Here is a 2,108-nt window from a genome sequence, read left to right on the forward strand (position 1 = left end):
CGAAAAACACCATCGATTTTCGAATCAAAAACATTTTGCCCATTATTCAGATAATATTCGATTTCCCCTTTAAAATTTCGGCAATTTTTGGTAAACATGACTTAAGGACTCATTGTGTGTGGTTTGTGTTTGAATTCAGTAGCTTACATATACCACTATTTGGAGCCCTTTTCTATATAAAGTATCAAATTATAAGGGGTTCTATTCGTTAAAACTCCCTGTTTTAGGGTGCGAAACTTGAGTTAATTAATCTTTGTTTAAGAGATTGTATTCAAACCAATCAAAAATCCTCTTTAAACTGGACCAAGTCCCGCAGTTGAAATCCAAACGAGGAGGCAACCCATGTCCCATGCAAATCGAAAAAACACACGCGCCACTGACTTGTCCCAGTGGCTGGAAAACGTCATCAAGGATTTTTGTCTCATCTCTCCGGACAATTCTTTAAAGGATGAAGAGAATGAGCGGGCCTGGGAGGAGCCTCTTGTGGGTTTCTCGAGCGGTGAGGACTCTCTCTATCAGCTGATCAAAAAGGACGTAGGCTCTTTTTACATGACCCCCGTAGAAGTCTTCGAGAAGTCATTCCCCGGCAGGAAGATAGCTACCGCCGAGCTTACGGTCATTAGCTGGGTACTGCCACAAACCCAAGCCACCAAGGCCGACAACCGGAGAGAGACGATCTACCCCTCCGAAAGATGGGCCAGAGCCAAAAAGTATGGTGAAGCCTTCAACACATTGCTTCGTCGCCATGTGATTGAGAGTTTGAAGATCGCAGGCTTTGACGCCGTCGCGCCCGTTCTTACCCCTTTTTGGTCTATACAAGATTCAGAGCGGTACGGTCGTTCGTCAAACTGGTCCGAGCGTCACGCCGCGCATGTTTCTGGTCTGGGTACTTTCGGACTTTGCGACGGCCTCATTACGGAGCGCGGCAAAGCCATGCGCTGCGGCTCAGTCGTTGCTGCAGTATCCATTCAGCCAACCCGGAGGCCATACACGGATCACCGTGAGTATTGCCTTTATTTCTCTCAGGGCAAATGCGGCAAATGCATCAAGCGATGCCCCGCAGGAGCGATCTCCCAACGGGGTCACGATAAGTCCAAATGCCGGGATTACCTTTACCGAACCGCGTGGGAGTTTGTAAAGAGCCGCTACGGTATTGAGACTGATGTATGCGGGCTGTGCCAGACAGGTGTTCCATGCGAATCCAGTGTCCCTGCAAAAGGGCCGAACTAAGGCCATGCCAAGCATGATGGACCAGCTCTTCATGATGGTTTCATTGCTTGATCGTACCCTTTGGCAGAAGGAACAGGCCTTATGGGATAGGTAAAGTGCGAAGGAGATCAACCGAAATGCTTGGAAATTTCTGAGATTGTGGCCGAACCATTGTCTGCACCTGACCGGTATTCCGCTGCGCTCCATACCGGCAGGTGAGAAATACGTTCGGTGGGCTTGGTTCTAAGTTCGTCCACTTTTGGCAGCAGACACCAAATATCAACAGTTAAATAACTGAATTTTTTCATAATATTAGTTTTTTAAGTGTTCTATGGATACCACTGGGTGAAGTTAGAACCAAGCCCCGTTCGGTGAAGAAAGAGAAAGAGTTTAGAGATAAAAATGAGAAATGCTACAGAGAAAGATTTAAAAGAGATAGTCGACATATACAACTCCACTATATCGACAAGACAATCAACAGCAGATACATCAGAAGTATCTGTTGAATCAAAATTAGAATGGTTTAGGCAACACGATCCTCAAAAAAGACCTTTGTTAGTTCATGAAGACAATGGTAAAGTCGTTGGTTGGGTAAGCTTTCAATCATTTTATGGTCGACCGGCCTATGACCATACTGCAGAAATCAGTATCTATATCTCACCAGAACACAGGGGAAAAGGATTAGGCCGTTTACTTTTAGCAGAATCCTTAAAAGCAACAGAGAAGCTTGCCATAAAGAATGTAGTTTGTTTTATCTTTTCGCACAATATTCCAAGCATTAGACTATTCAAATCTTTTGAATTTGAAGAATGGGGCGAACTTCCATATGTAGCTGAAATGGATGGAAAAGAATACAGTTTGTCTATTATTGGCAAACGGGTTAACGAATAAAACCACCG

At 44.8% G+C, this 2,108-nt stretch carries 2 protein-coding genes; both read left to right on the plus strand.

The features are described from left to right. The first annotated feature begins 342 nt into the window (after positions 1-342). A complete protein-coding gene (locus ACYQ2M_RS24980) occupies positions 343-1,230 on the plus strand; it encodes an epoxyqueuosine reductase (protein WP_459919122.1) in 888 nt (295 codons plus the stop codon). A 381-nt stretch (positions 1,231-1,611) separates the two neighbouring features. After that, positions 1,612-2,100, plus strand: a complete 489-nt coding sequence (locus ACYQ2M_RS24985) for a GNAT family N-acetyltransferase (protein WP_459919123.1) — start codon at positions 1,612-1,614, stop codon at positions 2,098-2,100. The last annotated feature ends 8 nt before the right edge of the window (positions 2,101-2,108 follow it).

This window comes from Desulfocicer niacini (assembly GCF_054657595.1).